This is a genomic window from Clostridioides sp. LIBA-6822 (assembly GCF_056688955.1).
In genome coordinates this window covers 383973-405047 of the sequence record NZ_CP196995.1, presented here as the reverse complement: position 1 = coordinate 405047, position 21075 = coordinate 383973, and the positions used below count along the sequence as shown (strand labels likewise).

At 33.3% G+C, this 21075-nt stretch carries 14 protein-coding genes, 3 rRNA genes and 1 riboswitch; of the genes, 3 read left to right on the top strand and 14 right to left on the bottom strand.

Annotation, left to right across the window (positions count from 1 at the left end; all coding sequences use genetic code 11):
- Positions 1-20: 20 nt before the first annotated feature.
- From ACTG48_RS02285 to ACTG48_RS02250, 8 genes are all read right to left on the bottom strand, one after another.
- Positions 21-1319, bottom strand: coding sequence for a M18 family aminopeptidase (locus ACTG48_RS02285; protein WP_479918003.1), 1299 nt, complete (start codon positions 1317-1319; stop codon positions 21-23).
- A 16-nt stretch (positions 1320-1335) separates the two neighbouring features.
- Complete coding sequence (locus ACTG48_RS02280; RefSeq protein ID WP_479918002.1) at positions 1336-3600, bottom strand: DUF3553 domain-containing protein; 2265 nt, start codon at positions 3598-3600, stop codon at positions 1336-1338.
- A 254-nt stretch (positions 3601-3854) separates the two neighbouring features.
- The gene (locus ACTG48_RS02275) at positions 3855-4673 is read right to left on the bottom strand and encodes an energy-coupling factor ABC transporter ATP-binding protein (RefSeq protein ID WP_479918001.1); all 819 of its coding nucleotides are present in this window, start codon (positions 4671-4673) and stop codon (positions 3855-3857) included.
- Positions 4666-5364 carry a cobalt ECF transporter T component CbiQ gene (gene cbiQ, locus ACTG48_RS02270; protein ID WP_021382888.1) on the bottom strand — a complete coding sequence of 233 codons (699 nt, stop codon included), beginning with the start codon at positions 5362-5364 and terminating at the stop codon, positions 4666-4668. Before cbiQ ends, ACTG48_RS02275 begins: the two co-directional genes overlap by 8 nt.
- A 2-nt stretch (positions 5365-5366) precedes the next feature.
- Complete coding sequence (locus tag ACTG48_RS02265; RefSeq protein ID WP_021382896.1) at positions 5367-5651, bottom strand: energy-coupling factor ABC transporter substrate-binding protein; 285 nt, start codon at positions 5649-5651, stop codon at positions 5367-5369.
- Positions 5641-6393, bottom strand: a complete 753-nt coding sequence (locus ACTG48_RS02260) for an energy-coupling factor ABC transporter permease (protein ID WP_479918000.1) — start codon at positions 6391-6393, stop codon at positions 5641-5643. The genes ACTG48_RS02265 and ACTG48_RS02260 overlap by 11 nt, the downstream gene beginning before the upstream one ends.
- A gap of 184 nt (positions 6394-6577) precedes the next feature.
- Positions 6578-6770, bottom strand: a riboswitch (cobalamin riboswitch).
- Between the two features lie 132 nt (positions 6771-6902).
- Positions 6903-8678 carry a vWA domain-containing protein gene (locus tag ACTG48_RS02255; protein WP_479917999.1) on the bottom strand — a complete coding sequence of 592 codons (1776 nt, stop codon included), beginning with the start codon at positions 8676-8678 and terminating at the stop codon, positions 6903-6905.
- A 13-nt stretch (positions 8679-8691) separates the two neighbouring features.
- Positions 8692-9621 carry an AAA family ATPase gene (locus ACTG48_RS02250; RefSeq protein WP_479917998.1) on the bottom strand — a complete coding sequence of 310 codons (930 nt, stop codon included), beginning with the start codon at positions 9619-9621 and terminating at the stop codon, positions 8692-8694.
- A gap of 395 nt (positions 9622-10016) precedes the next feature.
- Here ACTG48_RS02250 and ACTG48_RS02245 point away from each other — a divergent pair, with 395 nt between their 5' ends.
- From ACTG48_RS02245 to ACTG48_RS02235, 3 genes are read left to right on the top strand one after another with little or no spacing between them, the layout of a single operon-like run.
- A complete protein-coding gene (locus tag ACTG48_RS02245) occupies positions 10017-10388 on the top strand; it encodes a GntR family transcriptional regulator (RefSeq protein WP_021382894.1) in 372 nt (123 codons plus the stop codon).
- A gap of 14 nt (positions 10389-10402) precedes the next feature.
- On the top strand, positions 10403-11269 hold the full coding sequence (locus tag ACTG48_RS02240) for an ABC transporter ATP-binding protein (protein WP_479917997.1): 867 nt from the start codon (positions 10403-10405) through the stop codon (positions 11267-11269).
- The gene (locus tag ACTG48_RS02235; RefSeq protein WP_021382892.1) at positions 11257-11898 is read left to right on the top strand and encodes an ABC-2 transporter permease; all 642 of its coding nucleotides are present in this window, start codon (positions 11257-11259) and stop codon (positions 11896-11898) included. The genes ACTG48_RS02240 and ACTG48_RS02235 overlap by 13 nt, the downstream gene beginning before the upstream one ends.
- A 205-nt stretch (positions 11899-12103) precedes the next feature.
- On the opposite strand, the gene ACTG48_RS02230 is transcribed toward ACTG48_RS02235, so the two are convergent.
- From ACTG48_RS02230 to ACTG48_RS02205, 6 genes are all read right to left on the bottom strand, one after another.
- On the bottom strand, positions 12104-12712 hold the full coding sequence (locus ACTG48_RS02230; protein ID WP_479917996.1) for a DedA family protein: 609 nt from the start codon (positions 12710-12712) through the stop codon (positions 12104-12106).
- A 168-nt stretch (positions 12713-12880) separates the two neighbouring features.
- Positions 12881-12997: ribosomal RNA gene (gene rrf / locus ACTG48_RS02225) — 5S ribosomal RNA — on the bottom strand.
- Positions 12998-13111: 114 nt separating this feature from the next.
- Positions 13112-16009: ribosomal RNA gene (locus tag ACTG48_RS02220) — 23S ribosomal RNA — on the bottom strand.
- 220 nt (positions 16010-16229) lie between these two features.
- Positions 16230-17732, bottom strand: a 16S ribosomal RNA gene (locus ACTG48_RS02215).
- The 16S, 23S and 5S rRNA genes sit together here, the layout of an rRNA operon.
- Before the next feature lie 532 nt (positions 17733-18264).
- Positions 18265-20652, bottom strand: a complete 2388-nt coding sequence (locus ACTG48_RS02210) for a heavy metal translocating P-type ATPase (protein ID WP_479917995.1) — start codon at positions 20650-20652, stop codon at positions 18265-18267.
- Between the two features lie 22 nt (positions 20653-20674).
- Positions 20675-21040 (bottom strand): ArsR/SmtB family transcription factor, encoded by a 366-nt coding sequence (locus ACTG48_RS02205; protein ID WP_021382879.1) that lies wholly within the window; start codon positions 21038-21040, stop codon positions 20675-20677.
- Positions 21041-21075 lie beyond the last annotated feature (35 nt).

The window sequence follows — 21075 nt, the reverse complement described above, 5'->3', positions numbered from 1 at the left end:
CCAAATTGTTTATCTTATATTTATATTTCAAAAAACTTACTAAATGTTTTATATATACTATAATGGTCCTCAACATTGCCTAATTCTCTTATAGAGTGCATTGCTAAAATTGGACTTCCCACATCCACAGATGGTATATCTATATGAGTAGAAGATATTGGCCCTATAGTACTTCCACCTCTTTCATCTGACCTATTGACAAATTCTTGATACTCAACATTAGCTTCTCTACATATATTTTTATAAACAGCTATAGAATATCCATCACTTGTATATGCCTGACTAGCATTTATCTTTATAACTGGACCTTTTCCCATAACTGGTTTATTAGTTGGGTCATGTTTTTCTGGAGTGTTTGGATGTATAGCATGAGCCAAATCTGATGATATCATAAAAGATGAATAAATAGACTCAAAAAACTCTTCTCTATCTTTACCTATTGATAAACAGATTCTCTCTAATATATTTAATAGCATGTTTGAATCTGCACCTTGTTTAGTAGAACTACCAACTTCTTCATTATCAAATACAGCCATTACATTTACGCCATTTTTACCTTTAGTATCAACAAGAGCATTTAAACTAGCATGTACCATTGCAAGATTGTCTTGTCTTCCAATAGATATAAATTCATCATTAGCCCCTATTAAGCTTCCTTTTTCAAATTCATATAAAAATAAATCAAAATCTATAACATCTTCCATGTTTACATCCAAATTAGATGCTATTTGTTTTAAAAGAAAGTTGTCTTTTTCTAATGTATCATTTAACAGACCAACCAAAGGTAACATATCTTTTTGTTTGTTATATGAATGACCATCATTTATACTTCTATTTAAATGTATAGCTAGATTTGGTATTATACAAATTGGCTTTTTAAAGTCTATAAGTCTTTCACTTGGTTTTAATATATTATCACTCTTTAAAACTACCCTACCAGCTATCCCGAGAGGTCTATCTAGCCATGTACTCAATATTGCCCCTCCATAACACTCTGTATTCAACTTTAAATAAGATTTTTCAGCTTCTATTTCTGCATTTGGTTTAATACTAAATGTAGGAGAATCTGAATGAGAACCTATTATCCTAAATCCATCTTTCTCTATGTCTTCTGAATTAACTACAAAAGCCACTATAGCAGATAAATTTTTAGTAACATAGTATTTTCCACCTACTTTTAGGTTCCACTTATGATTCAAAGTTAGTTCTTGAAATCCATTTTTATCTAGAATTTCTTTAGCACTATCAACTGCATGAAAAGATGATGGACTATCATATATAAAGTTTATTAAGTCTTTAGCAAAATTTATACTATCCATTCTTTATTAACCTCCTTTATAAAATATTTAGTGTTGTATACTCTTTATTTATTTTTTTAATTCCCTGCTTGTCAAAAGCTATAGTAACATCTGTTCCAATTATGGATACTACTGTACCAACCCCAAATTTAGGATGATGTACTTTAGAACCAAGTTGTATATCATCTGGATTAGTTTCTTTATTAGAATCCTTTATCGTTGCATTAACTTTATCTGCCACTTTAGATTTACTTATAGTATTCATATACTTTTTAGTATATTTATCTAACATATTATAACTTGCTTTAGAGTAACTCAGCTCTTTTTTTACTTTGTACAGTCTTTCTATACATTCTTCTGGTAATTCCTCCATAAATCTTGAAGCTATTGCAACATTCGTTTTACCATATAATGTCCTCTTCTCTGTCAATGACATATACAACTCTTCTTTAGCCCTAGTTATACCAACATAACAAAGTCTTCTCTCTTCTTCTATCTGTGAATCACTTAGAGATTTTATGGCTCTTGATATAGGGAATAATCCTTCTTCCATGCCTATTAAGAATACTACAGGGAATTCCAGTCCTTTAGATGTATGAATTGTCATAAGAGAAACTCTATCATTGTCTTCTTCATCATTTGATTCAGACGTAAGTGCTATACTAGTTAAAAATGTCTCTAAATCTTTATTTTCATAATTCTCATCGTTACTACCTTCAAACTCCAAAGCTATAGATATAAATTCTCTTAAGTTATCAATTCTATCTTGAGCTTCCTCACCTTTACCAGTTAAATCTTTTTCATTTTTATTTCTTATCTCTACAAGCTCATCCATGTATCCTGTAGTATCCAAGACTTTTTCTATAAGTTTACTAACAGGATATACTTCTTTTATAGTTCTAAGAGTCCCTATAATATCAACAAATCCACTTATACTTGCTCTTGCTTTAGTAGATATATCTGAATTTGTCTCTATATCAATTAGTACTGAATATATACTCTCCTGCTTTAAATTAGCTCTATCTTCAATTTTTTCTATCGTTCTAAGCCCTATACCCCTTCTAGGTACGTTTATAATTCTTTTTATAGATATATCATCTTGTGGATTTTGAATAACTCTTAAATACGCCAATAAATCCTTTATTTCTTTTCTCTCATAAAATTTTGTACCACCATATATATTGTATGGTATTTGACTTCTATTTAAAGCATCCTCTACAGGTCTAGCTTGTGCATTTGCTCTATAAAGTACTGCGAAGTCTTTATAAGGTCTCTTCTCTTTTCTAGCTATTTGTGCAATTGAATCAGAAATAAAATCAGCTTCTTCTATTTCACTACCAGTTAATTGTATCTTTATAAGCTCTCCTTCTTTTTTTTCACTCCAAAGTTTTTTCCTTTTTCTTTCTATATTATTAGATATAACTTTATTAGCTGCATCTAATATCACTTGTGTAGACCTATAATTTTGTTCCAATTTTACAACATGTACATTATCGTAATCTTTCTCAAATTCAAGTATATTTCTTATGTCTGCACCTCTCCATCCATAAATACTTTGGTCATCATCTCCAACAACGCAAATATTTTGATGTTCTCTTGCTAATAATTTTATCAGCTCATACTGAGCTTTACTTGTATCTTGATACTCATCTACCATTATGTATCTAAATCTACTTCTATAATATGCAAGCACTTCTTCATTAGCCTTAAAAAGCTCTACAGTTTTAAGTATTAAATCATCAAAATCAAGTGCACTATTTCTTTTTAAACGGTCTTGATATAATGCATAAATGTCTGCAATCTTACTCATTCTATTATCTGCCATGTTGATATCTTTAAACTGTTTTGGAGTATAAAGCTTGTCTTTTGCTCCTGAAATGGCACTTATAACTGCTTTTGGCTCAAACACCTTATCACTTAAATTTAATTCTTTAAGACAGTCTTTAACCAATGTAACTTGGTCCGCAGCATCATAAATTACAAAACTCCTGTTGTAACCAATCTTATTTATGTCTTTTCTTAGTATACGAACACAACAAGAATGGAATGTACTTATCCACATTTCCTTAGTTTCAGAGCCTATATTTTGTTCAACTCTCTCTCTCATTTCATTTGCAGCTTTGTTTGTAAATGTTATAGCTAATATATTTGGTGGTTGTACACCTTTATCTTCTATAAGATATGCCATTCTTGTTGTTAATACCTTAGTTTTACCTGAACCAGCTCCAGCCAGTATAAGTACTGGACCCTCAGTCTTTTCTACTGCTTCTCTTTGAGCAGGATTTAATGTATCTAAATTCATATTTCTCCTCCTGTTAACAGCCATAAATATATTTTAATCTAAAATATGAATTACTTCAAATTATAATTATGTATTATACTAATAGATTATTTCCAATATATTACAATTAAATAACACTTTTCCACATAATTTATTTTACTACTTAATAAAAAAAATAACCTTATGATTTGGGGAATCATAAGGCACCTTTAAGGGGTCTAGGTTAAGGGTTATTATATATAAATCTATTTTTTTAAAATAGGTTTAGGGCTTAATTATTTGTTTGTATTAAGTTCTCTTTCTTTCCAGTACTTATACAAATCTTCTTCTTTCTTAAATAAAGGTAGATTCATATTTTTATGTATCTTTACTAACCATGGGGATTCTAAGCCAGCTTGTATAATGTTATTTTCATTTACAAATACGTCTTCTGCTTTTCCTTCATCAATTAAAATCCCCTTATCCAATACATATATGTAATCGCATATTTCATACATTAGATTCATATCATGACTGGATATTACTATTTTTATATTATCTTTATTCAATCCCTTTATTATATCTACAATAGACCTAGTACTTACTGGGTCTAAACCAGCTGTAGGCTCATCAAGCAATATAATTTCATTTTCCATTGCTATAACTGATGCTATTGCTACCCTTTTTTTCTGACCATAACTTAAAAAATGTACTGGTCTATCTATAAAATCTATTCCATTAACAGCTACTAGAGCTTTGTTTATTCTCTCTTTAATTGTTTTTTCATCTATACCAATATTTCTCATTGCAAATGCTATATCGTCGTATACTTTTGAATAGAAAATTTGTTTTTCTGGGTCTTGAAAGACAATACCCACATTTTTTCTAAGATTATACAAACTTTTTTTATCATATTTTAATTTTTCTTCTTTAAAAAGAATTTCTCCAGATGTAGGTTTTAATATACCCATTAAATTCATAAATAATGTTGATTTTCCTGAACCATTTGAACCTATTATACCTATAACATTTCCCTTTGAGAAATCCATATTAATGTTTAATAATGCATTAGCATTCTTTTCATATTGATAAGTTAAATTATTTATTTTAAACATCATTATCCCCTACTATGTGAAATTTACCATCATACAATTTTATGTCTAATGATATGCACATATCATCATACCTTGTCATAAGTCTTTTGTACAGCATACTTCCAAGAATTCCTAAGGATTTATATGAAGTTTTTAAATTTATGTACCCAAATCTTAGTTCTTGTGATTTATATATTTCTGAGAATTCCTCTAAAAATATGAATATAAACCTATATATTAACATTGATAATTCAACAAAAGTATCAGGCAAATGCATTTTTTTAAAGAAGAATATTAATTGATTAAAAGGTGTTGTAAGTATACAAAAATACACACAAGTCAAACAAGACATAGCTCTAAATAACACGTGAATAGACATGTCAATAGATGCTTTTGATATTCCTACATTGAAACTAAAAATTTTAAAACTGTATAATAAGTCTGCCTTATTAAAAGATATATTTACAAGAGTTATTCCTATACTAAGAAATAAAAAGTACATTGGTATTCTGAGTAATTTTAAATAATTCTTTAAATCTATTCCAGCCACACAAACAACTAAAATACTCATTAAAATCATAATTCCACTTAAAACAAATATATTTTTTATTACCATAGAAGCAATCAGAAAGATTACTCCTATGGCTACTTTTTTATTTGGATTTACTTTACTTAATCTATTTGTATATGCATATTTATCAATTATAAGCATAATTAACTTCTCTTTCCTTTTTGAACACCTAATATGTATCCTATTACACCTGCACCTAATGCCGCTTGTGCAGAGAATAATAAACTTTCTATTTCTCCACTTGGTGGCTCATATGGACTACTAAACCATGGTTCATAATCTGGATTTATTTTAGTAATTTCACTTTCAGCTTCACCATCTGCTCCTCCATATTCAGCACCTGAGTTAACAAGTAATGGGAATATAATAAGAGCCACTACTAATAAAAGTAGTAATATATTAGTTTTCGTTTTTGTTTTAGCACTCATTAGCTTTAACTCCTTTATCATTATTTTCTAGTATGCTTTTTTCTCCATTTTCTGTAACTAAGTTATATACAATTACAGTAAGTATACCTTCTGCTATTGCTATTGGTATTTGAGTCATAAAGAAAATTCCTAAAAACTTAATTGCTGAAGCCATCACTCCACCTGATGGGTCTGGAAAAGCCAGTGCTAACTGTATCGAAGTTATCGTATATGTAGCCAAATCTCCTATTGCTGCTGCAAGAAATACTGGTATTGCATTATTTCCGTCTTTTTTCTTTAATGCTTTAAATATTAAGAATGATATAATTGGTCCTATAATAGCCATTGAAAAAGCATTAGCTCCTAAAGTAGTTATTCCTCCATGCGCTAATAGTAATGCTTGGAATATTAAAACTATAGTTCCAAGAACAAACATTACACTTGGTCCAAACATTATTGCTCCAAGACCTACTCCAGTAGGATGTGAACAACTTCCTGTTACTGAAGGTATTTTTAGTGCTGACAACACAAATACAAATGCTCCACATAGTGCTAATAATACTTTCTTTTTAGGGTCTTGCTTTACTATTTTTCCTATCGATTTTAGTCCTACTAAGAAAAATGGTATAAATATAACGCCCCATGCTATAGACCATTTTACTGGTAAGTACCCTTCCATTATGTGCATTGCATTTGATGTAACTGGAGTTAAAATGATTAACATAAGTGCAGCTATAACCCCTAATTTGATATTTTGTTTCATTTTACTATCCCCTCTCTCCCTTTTCTAATAATTAAAATATAAATAATACATGTCTGATTTATTTTAAAAATAAAAAAGCCTAACTCGATGGTTAGGCTTCTAATTTTTGACAATCCAAATACAAACACATAAAATAAACATATCTGTATAATTATTATAAGAAACTTTCTCCATCCCCGAAGAAATTACTTTAATATTTTAGGCAGGTCTCCTGACTTAGCTTCTTCCTACTCCTCTTCCTTCCCATGAAATATAAAAATATATCATCATAGTGGCTAACAAAAGTTTCGTCTGCATCACAGTAGCGGGGGCTGTAAAGGAATTTAACCTTTTTCCCTATTAATCTTGCTTGAAGAACCTATAATATTATATATTTAATTTTTAAATTATTCTTAAATCATTTTCTATATAAATCATTGTATACCTTTTCTGTGAAAATTTCTACATTTTTTACAGATTTTATTTGTTTTTATATTTTTATGTATATAAATTATTTTTTACAACTTTAATTAATTTCTAATTATCTTCTTCAAATACATTGAAACCACATCAGAAAATCTAGTTATATCTTTTGAATATATAAAATCATTTCCATATATTAATCTTTCAGCTTCAAGCTCTGATTCTTTCCCTGTAAATACTCCTAATACCAATATATTTTGTTTTCTAGCCTTTCTTACTTCATTTGCTGTATCTCTCAAACCAATTATACCTCTATAAGCTTTTTCTCCTCTTAAGGTTCTCTCACTATTTTTTCCTATCTTTACATCATTTGGTCTTCCATCACTAAGAACTATCAAAATTTTATTTTCTTCATCTCTATTTATTAGACCACTACATATGGATTTTATAGCTAAACCATCTCTATTATTACCCGCACAAAAGTATTCAAAGATATTTTCACTATTTTTTAAACTATCATCATAATCTTTAAATCTTTTTAATATTGTATAGTCTAAAAAACTAGAGAATCCCATAACTCTATTTGGTATACCAACTTCTGTTAGAGCATTTGCTATTATATAAGCCTGAATTGCTACATTTCCTTGATTTCTACTTTGAGAACCACTTGCATCCAATAATATATCAATAACATATTTCCCTTTTTCATTTTCTATATCTTTATAAAATATTTTATTATTATTACTTCTACCCACTCTCCAAGCTCTATTTGCTAATATAGTGCCACAATCAGAGTACACTCTAGTTTTAGCATTTTCTTCTATTAAAATTCTAGCTAAACTTTCTTTTAATCTTTTTATCTGCTGTCTATACATTCTAGCATGTTCTCTAAATTTTCCTAAATTATTTTCTTTTTGTCTTGTTACATATTTTAGTTGGAATACATTATTACACTCACTTCTAAGAACTCCATCCGTAAAGTGGATTCTACACCCTTCATGAACATTTCTACAGTTTTGTGTTTCAATCTTCTTAATTTCACCTTTACTCAAATAAGTTTTTCCATAATAATGTTCTATCTTTGAATATATTTTATTTGCAGTCTCTTCATCAACATATATAACTCTATCTGCTGAATTACTAGATTGAGAATCTTCAAAATCTCCCACTCCTTCTACAAGCATAGATGAAGATATAGAATCTATATCACTTTCAATAATATTTTCTTCTTCTTCACTATAAAGTTCTTCATACATAAAGTCAGCAAATGTATCAAAGTTTACTTCAACATCTTTTACATTATTTTCATCATATGTAGAACTACTTTCTTCTCCATTTAATATATATTCAAAATAAGTTAAATATATAACATCTAATGCTTTTAAAATCGCCATAATATCTTGATTTGTATCTACATTCCTTATGTCATTAACTATTCTTCTAGTCAAACTGTCTAATGCTGGATGCTTGTCCATATTATAAAGTACAAATGCATATTTAATTTTATCCATAATATTGTCGTTGTGTATTTTGGTAAAACGTGAAACAATATCTTTATAAGCATTTCTTCTTATATCTTCTATTCCTGGCCTATCTTTAATGGCTTTTTCTTCAACTATTGTATTTAATATAACTTGAATTAGACCCAATATAATATCTTTGTCATATCCTTTTCTAATTCTATTTGTAAGATATTTTTTAACTATATCCCAATCTACATACTTTCTTCTAGCTCCTGCAATTATTGCAAAATATAGACCTATTTCTTTTGATGAGTAATCTTTTTCTGATATGTCTATATTCTCATTGTAATCACCAGCTATTGTCCAAGATAAGTTATTAGCTCTATTTTCAAATTCATAATCATCATATATCCATTTCATAATCTCACCTATATTAAATATGACTTATTGGAAATACATCTGTACTCTCCCATTTATTAGGTATTCTAGTTTTAATTACATCTCCAACCATTTCTTTTTCATATATATCGAAAGTCTTTCCTGTAATCCCCATATTAATTGCAAGAGTTGGTTTCAAGCCTCTTCTTATAGCCTTAAGAGATGCCATAAGACCACGTAAGTCAATAGCTTTACTAGATATTTCACCATTTTGAGACTTCAATTGTAAATCTAAAAATATTCCTGCGAAATGCATTAATTTTTCTTCATTAGCATCTGAAAATTCATTTTTTAAAATCATCATTAACTTGTCTTCTTCTATAGGAGGAATATCTATTACCATAAATCTAGATACTAGTGCTTCATTAAGTTCTTTTGTTCCTGCATATTCATAATTCATAGTTCCAATAAATCTTGTTGCTGGATGTAGGTTGACTCTTTCATATCCAGGAACATCAATCAATCTTCTATAATCTAAAGCTGAATGTACCACAACTATAGCATCATTCTTTGCCATGTTAATTTCATCAAATACACCAAAGCCCCCATTGATGGCACATTCATAGACTGAACCCCTTCTAAGTTTAACTTCATTATCTATAAAAGTATCTGTACCTATAAGTGTGGAACTGTCTGTATTTATATGAAATGATGTATTCCATTGGGGTCTATTAAATATCTCACCCAAATTATCAGCAAGTAAGTTTTTTCCTGTTGCCTTTGGTCCTGATAATAATATATTTTCTTCTTCTAAAATAGCTGCTATACACATAGACAAAATATCTCTTCCATAAAAATAAGTTTTAGACTTTGTTACCCTGTATTCTAAATTTTTCTCTAGAGCATAATAACGTCTAAAATACAGTACATCTTCAATAAGTTTCTCATCTACCCCTTGTACCCTTAGATTATCTATTATATCCATATTCTTACCCCTTTTATATAAATAGTATTTGTTTCATTTCTTAACACCATTTTAGCATAAAAGGATATAAGCTAAAATCGATTTTATAAATTAATGATACCTCTTTCTCTATTTTAAAGAAAAAATTACCTGTAGATATATCTTATAGATTTTTTTACGGAAATAATTGAAAATTGTCAGGTTATAGCTTATTTCAATAGTCATATACTGAACTTTATAGATATATCTTATGATGGACAACCATACTGTATCTGTGAAAAATACACAATATATTGACCAATATATCAATTATTGCATTATTCTCTCTTTTATATTTATTATCTTGACAATACTTATTTATAAGCCTATACTGTACTTAACCAATAAGTACAGTAAGTACAGTATAGGAGGATTAAATGGAAATAATCATTAGCAACAGTAGTGATAAACCTATATATGAACAAATATGTTTACAGATTAAAAATCTTATAATGAATGGAACGTTATCTGCTGGTGAGATGCTCCCATCTATGAGAAGTCTAGCAAAAGATTTACATATAAGTGTAATTACTGTTCAACGGGCATATGAGGATTTAACTCGTGATGGATTTATTGAAACTGTCTCTGGTAAAGGTAGTTTTGTTTCTAGTCAAAATAAAGAGTTCATTCAAGAAGAGCAGTTAAGAATAGCAGAAGAATTATTACAAAAAGTTTCAGAAATTGGTCGTACACATGGTATATCTTATGAGCAAATGACAAATATTCTAAAATTATTCTATGAAGATTAAGGAGATGTGAAACTATGGAAAATAATAATGTTTTAGTTCAAAACTTATATAAAGATTTTGATGATTTTTCATTAAAAAATATTTCATTTCGGGTTCCAAAAGGTAGAATTGTTGGTTTTATTGGTGAAAATGGAGCTGGAAAAAGTACAACAATCAACTTGATATTAAATGAATTTGAAAAAGACGCTGGAAAAATTGAAATATTTGGAGTAGACAATACAACAGATTCAATTAAAAATGATATCGGTATTGTCTTTGATGAGTGTAATTTTCATGAGATTTTTACTGCAAAACATATTGGAAAAATCCTCTCTGGCATATATACATCATGGGATGATACGCTTTATAAACATTATCTAGAAAAATTCAATCTCCCATTTAAAAAACCTATTGGCTCATTTTCTAAAGGAATGAAAATGAAACTATCTATTATATGTGCCATCGCTCATAAACCAAAGCTTCTAATTCTAGATGAAGCAACAACTGGGCTTGACCCTGTTAGCCGAGATGAAATCTTGGATTTATTTTTAGAGTTCATCCAAGATGAGGAACACTCCATTTTCTTTTCATCTCATATCACATCAGATATAGAAAAAATTGCAGATTATGTAGTGTTAATTCATAAAGGAAAAATTGTTTTTGAAGAACAAAAAGATAACTTAATCTATAATTATGGAATTATTAGATGTGGAAAAGAAAAATTTAAAACTATCTCACAAGATGATTATCTTATTTGCAGACAAACAAATGTAAGTATAGAATGTTTAGTTGATAATAAAGAGACTACAAGAAGAAAATATAAGGATGTAATTGTTGATAGTGCAACATTGGAAGATATTATGCTTTTCTATATCAAAGGAGGAATATTATGCGAGGATTAATCTACAAAGACTTCTACCTCTTTTTAAAAAGTATTGATAAGAAACTTATTATAATTTCAATAGCGGCTATTATCCTTCTCATTATGAATATGGGAATATATGCTGGGCTAATGACTTCAATTATGTTTTCTATTACAATAGGTATGCAAAATATTATAAGTTTTGCAAGTGATGAAAATGTAAACTGGAAAAGATACCAATTAGCTATGCCTGTTAGTGGATATTCTGTAGTTGCAAGCAAGTATATTTCTGTTATATGCACATTGGTTTTCAGTTTATCTGGAAGCATTATATTTAGTTTAATGAGCAGCATTTTCTATAGTAATTTTGAAATCAGTCTCTTGGGCTTATCTATCATTGCTTCAATTATTTTGCCACTTACTTGCACTGCTATTTGCTTACCTCTTACATATTGGTTTGGCTTCCGTTCAGCACAGACACTAGGATTACTTTTCGTCGTTCCTATTTTCTATTTCATCAAATATTTTGAGGATGGACCTGGATTTTCCGCTATTCCAACTTCAACACAATCCTATTTGTTAGTAACTTGCATCACAGTTATAACCTTATTCATTGTTTCTTTTGCAATAAGTGTACTTGGATATTCAAGAAAAAATAGCCATATATAAAAATAAAACTGATAATTAATTATATATTAATTACTACTTAATATGCTATTTCATTATTAAATTCAACATATTCACTACCTATTTGGCATTAAAAATCCCCGTTTCCACACTAGGCTAAAAACGGGGATTTTGATTATTAGAAATTAACTCAAGCATTTAAATCTTACAGTAAGTATAGAAAATAATGAGAAAATCTACTATTTTTTTATAATCTTATCTTGTGATGTTTTTTATGTATATATGACTTAATAGCAAACCCAATGATAATTATAGATATTGGTATAATTAGAACTAGGAATTTATAATCATTATAATGCGACATTATTTTTACCCAACTCTCTGAGAAAATATACCCAATACTAATTAAGGAAGTATTCCATATGGTAATTCCCACAAGAGATGATATTACAAAAGTTATAATATTTTGACCTGCTATACCTGCTATAAAAGATATGTATGTTCTACATAATGGAATTAATCTACATACACAAACAGAAATAGAAGAATATTTATTAAAATAGTCCTGAGATGCAAATATTCCTTTTCTTGCCTTTGGACATATCTCTACTATTTTATTTGTGATAGATTTACCACCCCAATTTCCTACTGTGTAACAAAATATTGAACCAAGTATACCTGCAATTATACTTAAAATTAGAATTGTCAAAAATCCAAAATGATTTCTTGCAGCAATTGCTCCGCATAATGGTAAAACAACTTCACTAGGTAATGGAAAACAAGCATACTCAATCATAATTAATACAAATACAGAGATTAATCCATATTGTAAAATAAAACTATTGATTACAGACACTTACTTATCTATCTCCTTTCTTATTTAAAAGTACATATCTATAAGAGTTACACCCTATATTTAAAGAATCAATCTCTTTAAACTATTATATGTATTTATACAAAGTATTTATAACACACTTTAAAAATAGTACTTTAAAAATAAGAAACTTAATAAATAAAAAAAATTACGTGGCTACGTCCTACTCTCCCAGGCAGTTTCCCACCAAGTACCATCAGCGCTAGAGAGCTTAACTTCTGTGTTCGGAATGGGAACAGGTGTATCCTCTCTGCTATTGTAACCACATAATTTCTATGCTTAATATATCTATTAAGTTATTAGAATCTAGCAATACTAGTTTCTTTAGAGTTAGCACTCTAAAAACTACACATATATTTTACTGAATGGACATCAAATAATTTGGTCAAGTCCTCGACCTATTAGTATCGATAAGCTAAATACATTGCTGCACTTACACCTTCGACCTATCAACCAGATAGTCTTTCTGGGGTCTTACCCTTGCGGTGGGAAATCTTATCTTGAAGTTGGCTTCGCGCTTAGATGCTTTCAGCGCTTATCCATTCCGTACATAGCTACCCAGCCATGCCCTTGGCAGAACAACTGGTACACCAGAGGTACGTCCATCCCGGTCCTCTCGTACTAAGGACAGGTCTTCTCAAATTTCCTACGCCTGCGACGGATAGGGACCGAACTGTCTCACGACGTTCTGAACCCAGCTCGCGTACCACTTTAATGGGCGAACAGCCCAACCCTTGGGACCTACTACAGCCCCAGGATGTGATGAGCCGACATCGAGGTGCCAAACCTCCCCGTCGATGTGGACTCTTGGGGGAGATAAGCCTGTTATCCCCAGGGTAGCTTTTATCCGTTGAGCGATGGCCCTTCCACGCAGAACCACCGGATCACTAAGTCCGATTTTCATCCTTGCTCGACCTGTATGTCTTGCAATCAAGCTCTCTTTTGCCTTTACACTCTACGTACGATTTCCGACCGTACTGAGAGAACCTTTGAGCGCCTCCGTTACCTTTTGGGAGGCGACCGCCCCAGTCAAACTGCCCACCTGACAGTGTCCCAAGACCAGATTCATGGCCTATGGTTAGAGTCCCAGTACTACAAGGGTGGTATCCCAAGGATGGCTCCGCCAAAACTGGCGTCCTGGTTTCAAAGCCTCCCACCTATCCTGTACATGTAGTACCAAGACCCAATGTCAAGCTACAGTAAAGCTCCATGGGGTCTTTCCGTCCTGTCGCAGGTATCCGGCATCTTCACCGGAATTACAATTTCACCGAGTCTGTTGTTGAGACAGTGCCCAAATCGTTACGCCTTTCGTGCGGGTCGGAACTTACCCGACAAGGAATTTCGCTACCTTAGGACCGTTATAGTTACGGCCGCCGTTTACTGGGGCTTAAGTTCACTGCTTCGATTGCTCTAACAGATCCCCTTAACCTTCCAGCACCGGGCAGGCGTCAGCTCCTATACATCGTCTTGCGACTTAGCAGAAACCTATGTTTTTGGTAAACAGTCGCTTGGGCCTATTCTCTGCGGCCACCGGATGGTGGCACCCCTTATCCCTAAGTTACGGGGTCATTTTGCCGAGTTCCTTAACAACAGTTCTCTCGCGGGCCTTAGGATACTCTCCTCACCCACCTGTGTCGGTTTGCGGTACGGGTACCTTTAACCTCGATAGAGACTTTTCTTGACAGTGTGAAATCAGCTACTTCGCTACTAAATTTCGCTCCCCATCACATCCCAGCATTATCAAAGCGGATTTACCTACTCTGACTGCCTCAATGCTTGGGCACACATAACCAACAGTGTGCTTAGCTTATCCTACTGTGTCATCCCATCTCTCAAACGGTTATCGGTAGTACAGGAATATCAACCTGTTGTCCATCACCTACGCCTTTCGGCCTCAGCTTAGGTCCCGACTAACCCAGGGCGGACGAACCTTCCCCTGGAAACCTTGGGTTTACGGCCTGTGGGATTCTCACCCACATCTCGCTACTCATGCCAACATTCTCACTCCCATACTGTCCACATGTCCTTACGGTCATGCTTCAACCCATATGGGAAGCTCCCCTACCCATCATTACTGATGCCGTAGCTTCGGTAGTAAGTTTTAGCCCCGGAAATCTTCGGCGCAGGATCACTCGACCAGTGAGCTATTACGCACTCTTTGAATGAGTGGCTGCTTCTAAGCCAACATCCTGGTTGTCTGTGCAATCCCACATCCTTTACCACTTAACTTACATTTAGGGACCTTAGCTGACGATCTGGGCTGTTGCCCTTTCGACTATGAATCTTATCACCCACAGTCTGACTCCCAAGTATAAGATGACGGCATTCGGAGTTTGATAGTCTTCGGTAGGTGCAATACCCCCTAGGACATTCAGTGCTCTACCTCCGTATCTCTCACCTTGAGGCTAGCCCTAAAGCTATTTCGGGGAGAACCAGCTATCTCCGGGCTCGATTGGAATTTCACCGCTACCCACAAGTCATCCCCGAGCTTTTCAACGCTCGTGGGTTCGGACCTCCACGAAATTTTACTTTCGCTTCATCCTGCTCATGGGTAGGTCGCCCGGTTTCGGGTCTACGTCAAGTAACTGAACGCTCAGTTAAAACTCGCTTTCGCTACGGCTCCACACCTTAAGTGCTTAACCTTGCTACTTAACGTAACTCGTTGGCCCGTTCTACAAAAAGTACGCGGTCACACAAGAAATGTGCTTCCACAGCTTGTAAGTGCAGGGTTTCAGGTTCTATTTCACTCCCCTCCCGGGGTTCTTTTCACCTTTCCCTCACGGTACTATACGCTATCGGTCACTAGGTAGTATTTAGCCTTGGAGGGTGGTCCCTCCTGCTTCCCACAGGGTTTCACGTGTCCCGTGGTACTCTGGATCATATCTGAAGTCTTCTCGTTTAACATACAGGACTATTACCTTCTGTGGTGGGTCTTTCCAAACCTCTTCAATTACGATACCTCTTCGTTATGATATGTCCGCAACCCCAATAAAGAAAACTTTATTGGTTTGGGCTATTCCGCGTTCGCTCGCCGCTACTTACGGAATCGAATTTCTTTCTCTTCCTTCAGGTACTTAGATGTTTCAGTTCCCTGAGTTCCCCTCATTAAGCTATGTATTCACTTAATGATACTTAGACATTACTCTAAGTGAGTTTCCTCATTCGGAAATCTTCGGATCAAAGTTTACGTGCAACTCCCCGAAGCTTATCGCAGCTTATCACGTCCTTCATCGGCTCCTAGTGCCAAGGCATCCGCCCTGCACCCTTAATAACTTGACCAGTTAAAAAGGTTTGATAGATTAAAGTCTATCAACTTGATAATTTTTAAAAGTTATCAGCTTTATATATTACAAATTAGATGTCATATCACTAAATATATATGCAGTTTTCAAAGTGCTAACGCACAGTGCCAACGGCTAAATCCCGTTGCTTTAAGTGCTAGTTTTGAGTATTCGTAAAAACGAACCCTCAAAATTAAACAGTAGGTAATTCTCCTTAGAAAGGAGGTGATCCAGCCGCACCTTCCGATACGGCTACCTTGTTACGACTTCACCCCAGTTATTGATTCCACCTTCGACGACTTCTTCCAAAAGGTTAGATAGTCGGCTTCGGGCGTCTCCAACTCCCGTGGTGTGACGGGCGGTGTGTACAAGACCCGGGAACGCATTCACCGCAGCATTCTGATCTGCGATTACTAGTAACTCCAGCTTCATGTAGGCGAGTTTCAGCCTACAATCCGAACTGAGAGTAGCTTTAAGGGATTAGCTCCACCTTACGGCTTGGCAACCCTCTGTACTACCCATTGTAGCACGTGTGTAGCCCTAAGCATAAGGGGCATGATGATTTGACGTCATCCCCACCTTCCTCCAGGTTATCCCTGGCAGTCTCTCTAGAGTGCCCAACTTAATGATGGCAACTAAAGACAAGGGTTGCGCTCGTTGCGGGACTTAACCCAACATCTCACGACACGAGCTGACGACAACCATGCACCACCTGTCACCAATGTCCCCGAAGGGAAGTCTCCGATTAAGGAGATGTCATTGGGATGTCAAGCTTAGGTAAGGTTCTTCGCGTTGCTTCGAATTAAACCACATGCTCCGCTACTTGTGCGGGTCCCCGTCAATTCCTTTGAGTTTCACTCTTGCGAGCGTACTTCCCAGGCGGAGTACTTAATGCGTTAGCTGCGGCACCGAGGGGGGTAACCCCCGACACCTAGTACTCATCGTTTACAGCGTGGACTACCAGGGTATCTAATCCTGTTTGCTCCCCACGCTTTCGTGCCTCAGCGTCAGTTACAGTCCAGAGAGCCGCCTTCGCAACTGGTGTTCCTCCTAATATCTACGCATTTCACCGCTACACTAGGAATTCCACTCTCCTCTCCTGCACTCAAGTCTCCCAGTTTCAAGAGCTTACTACGGTTGAGCCGTAGCCTTTCACTCCTGACTTGAAAGACCGCCTACGCACCCTTTACGCCCAGTAAATCCGGATAACGCTAGCCCCCTACGTATTACCGCGGCTGCTGGCACGTAGTTAGCCGGGGCTTCCTCCTCAAGTACCGTCATTATCTTCCTTGAGGACAGAGTTTTACGACCCGAAGGCCTTCATCACTCACGCGGCGTTGCTGCATCAGGCTTTCGCCCATTGTGCAATATTCCCCACTGCTGCCTCCCGTAGGAGTTTGGACCGTGTCTCAGTTCCAATGTGGCCGATCACCCTCTCAGGTCGGCTACTGATCGTTGCCTTGGTAAGCCGTTACCTTACCAACTAGCTAATCAGACGCGGGTCCATCCTGTACTGGCTCACCTTTGATATTTAAGAGATGCCTCTCAAATATATTATCCCGTATTAGCATACCTTTCGGTATGTTATCCGTGTGTACAGGGTAGGTTACCCACGCGTTACTCACCCGTCCGCCGCTCTTTACCGAAGTAAATCGCTCAACTTGCATGTGTTAGGCACGCCGCCAGCGTTCATCCTGAGCCAGGATCAAACTCTCAAATAAAAGTTTATCAGGCTCAGATACTATTGTTATCAAAATATCTGGCTTTATGGTTTGTTTCTTGTTTTATAAATTAACCTACTGTTTAATTTTCAAAGTTCATTTTTCATGTTTGCCCTTTTCTTAAGGACAAGTAATACTATATCACCTTAAAAATAATCCGTCAACACTTTTTCAAATTATTTTTTTAAAATATTTACTTTTTTATATTATCCAGTTTACTGAATAGTAGTTATATCATATGATTAGAAACTTTTTATATATATTTTTTTTTATAAAATTATAATTACTAATCTACACATTTGTAATTCTTATTTCTTTATATAAGCTTAGTAATACACATGAATCACCTATATAAGTTAAAAAATATACCACATAAGAACATTAAATCAAAATAATAGGTATAGATTTATATACAAATAAAAAGTATCAATAGGTTCAAAATAAACTTATTGATACTTTTATTTATAATTATATACTTCACTATTATATTACTATATGTTTTTTAATAATAGTATATATCTATATTTATAATTTATCTCATAGCTCTCATAGCATTTAATACTGCTATAAGCGCTACTCCTACATCAGCAAATATAGCTTCCCACATAGTAGCTATACCTCCAGCTCCTAATATCATAACTATAATTTTTACTCCTAAAGCAAATATTATATTTTGCCATACTATTTTATTAGTCTTGTTTGCTATCTCAATAGCTTTAGATATTTTACTAGGTTCATCTGTCATAAGCACTACATCTGCCGCTTCAATCGCTGCATCTGAACCTAAACCTCCCATTGCTATACCAACATCAGCACGAGCTAGGACTGGAGCATCATTTATTCCATCACCTACAAAGGCTATTTTTTCTTTTTCAGTTCTTCCTTCATATAAAGATTCTAATCTATCAACTTTTTCATTAGGAAGTAAATTTGAATAAACTGTATCTAATTCTAATTCTTGAGCAATATTTTTTGCTACTTTCTCATTATCTCCAGTTAACATTACAACTTCTTTTATTCCTATTGATTTTAAACTTCTTATAGCATTTTTACTATCTTCTTTTACTTCGTCAGATATAACTATATAACCTCTGTACACTTTATCAACAGCAATATAGACTACTGTGCCCACTTCTTTAGCTGGTGAATAGGATATATTCTCCTTCTTCATAAGTTTCTCATTACCTGCTAATATACATTTTCCATTATAGTTTACTCTGATTCCATAAGCTGCTATTTCCTCATAGCTATCTATTGTATCTAAATCAATTTTTTTATTATAGTAACTTAATATAGATTTAGCTATTGGATGGTTTGAGTTTACTTCTGCAATAGCTGCAAATTCTAGTAACTCTTCTTCTGATATACCTTCAGGATTTAACTTAGTTACATTAAATACACCTTTAGTAAGTGTTCCTGTTTTATCAAACACTACTGTATCTACACTTCTTAAAGCTTCTAAATAATTACTTCCCTTAATAAGGATACCATTTTTAGATGCAAATCCAATTCCACTAAAGAAACTAAGTGGTATTGATAAAACTAGCGCACAAGGGCAAGAAACAACCAAGAATATCAATCCTCTATACAACCAATCACTAAATACTTCACCTGAGATTACAAGGGGTGGAACAAATGCTATCAATAAAGCAGCTATAACTACTATTGGAGTATAATATCTTGAAAATTTAGATATGAAGTTTTCTGTTTTTGATTTTTTAATACTAGAGTTTTCAACAAGGTCAAGGATTTTTGAAACTGTTGATTCTCCAAAACTCTTTGTAACTTCAATACTCAACAAAGCATTCTTATTTATAACACCAGATAAAATTTCATCCCCTTTTTCAACTTCTCTCAATACTGATTCACCTGTAAGTGCAGAGGTATCTAGCATAGAAATACCATCTACTACAACACCATCTAGTGGCACTTTTTCACCAGGTTTTACTACTATTATATCACCCACATTTACTTCTTCTGGTGACACTACCTTAACTTCAGAATTAACTTTCAGATTTGCATAATCTGGTCTTATTTGCATAAGTGAAGTTATAGACTTTCTAGACTTACCAACTGCAACACCTTGTAAATACTCTCCTATTTTATAGAATAGCATAACCCCTACTGCTTCTGATAGTTCTCCTATTGCTAACGCTCCAACTGTTGCTAGAGCCATCAAAAAGTTCTCATCAAATACTCTTCCCTTTGATATATTTCTTATTGCTCTTAAAAGTACATCGCCACCTACTATTACATAAGCAACTATAAATACTATATTACTAAATTGACTTTCATAACCTGTAGCTGTTTGATATATACCAAAGATATATACGAGAGCTCCAATTATAAGTGGAATTAATTCCTTCTTATTTGTATCATTTACAGTTCCTGCTTTTTCAGTAGTTCTAGATTTTACTTTGTTAGCAGACTCTACTTGTATATCAAGCCCTGGCTCTGTAGAATCTATTATTTCCTTTATTTTGCTTATAACATTATCCTCTTCAAAATCATTAAGTATATTTACTGTAAGTTTTTTATTTACAAAGTTTAAGTTAGAAGATTCAATTTCTTTTAATTTAGAAACTTTATTGTTAATCTCTTCTGCACAATGCGCACAGTTTAAGCCTCCTAATATAAGTTCTTTTTTAATTGATGTCTTATTAGATGAATTTCCTTTAGAACTTATTTGTATATCAAGACCTGGTTCTGTTGAATCTATTATATCTATTATCTTTTCTATAGTAGTATCTTCATTGAAACTATCTTCTATATTTACTGTAAGTTTTTTATTTATAAAATTTAGGTTGGAAGACTTAACTTCTTGTAGCTTAGAAACTTTATTATTAATCTCTTCTGCACAGTGTGCACAATTTAAGCCTCCTAATATAAATTCTTTTTTAATTATATTGTTTGCTTCCATATATGTTCACTCCTCTCATTTATCATTTATAAGTCTCTCTAATATGGTTTAATCCACAATCAAATATTTGGCTTATATGACTATCATCTAGTGAGTAATACACTGTTTTTCCTTCTCTTCTAAACTTTACTAACCTAGCCTGCTTTAATACTCTAAGTTGATGAGATATTGCAGAATGAGTCATATTTAATAAACTCGCTATATCACATACACACATTTCATTTGCAAATAATGCATATAATATCTTTACCCTAGTAGTATCTCCAAACACTTTAAATAACTCTGCTAAATCATATAGCATTTCTTCATCTGGCATAGTTGATTTAGCTTCTATTACTATTTCTTCGTGTATTATATTACAATTACAATCATTTATCTCTTCTCTCATTTTAATCCTCCGTCATTTTAATATATGAATAACTG